1 protein-coding gene is annotated in these 353 nt (G+C 45.0%); it reads left to right on the top strand.

Annotated elements, in window-relative coordinates; all coding sequences use genetic code 11:
• Positions 1–231, top strand: a 231-nt coding sequence (locus GQS10_RS22990) for a hypothetical protein (protein ID WP_207952403.1), incomplete at its 5' end; no start/stop codon positions are given.
• Positions 232–353: the final 122 nt, after the last annotated feature.

The raw sequence follows: 353 nt of genomic DNA, 5'->3' as shown, positions 1-353 counted from the left end.
CATTGCTTCCTGCCGTCAGGGACAGCTGTACCCATTTCCAAGCCTATTTCGAAACAGCACCATAAGAAGAAGCAAGCTGCCAAAGGTAAACCCATGCTAAATTATTTGGGCTTTATTCGTTTCACTTTTCCATTGTTACAGCTCGTCTGCAGGACCAACCACGCTAATGAGCTATCTCTACTTAATGAAGAAGAGCAATCTTTTACATTAAAAAAAGTGCCACGGCATTAGCCATGGCACTTCCCTTTGCGTAGCGATCTTACAGACCGAACGCTAACGAACGGCTGATGATCACCAGAAGAATAAACAATACGAGAATTGCACCTGTGCTTGTGAAGCCTACGCCTGCACCT

This window comes from Paenibacillus turpanensis (assembly GCF_011421635.1).
Lineage (GTDB): Bacteria > Bacillota > Bacilli > Paenibacillales > YIM-B00363 > Paenibacillus_AK > Paenibacillus_AK turpanensis.
This window is presented reverse-complemented; position numbering and strand designations above follow the sequence as displayed.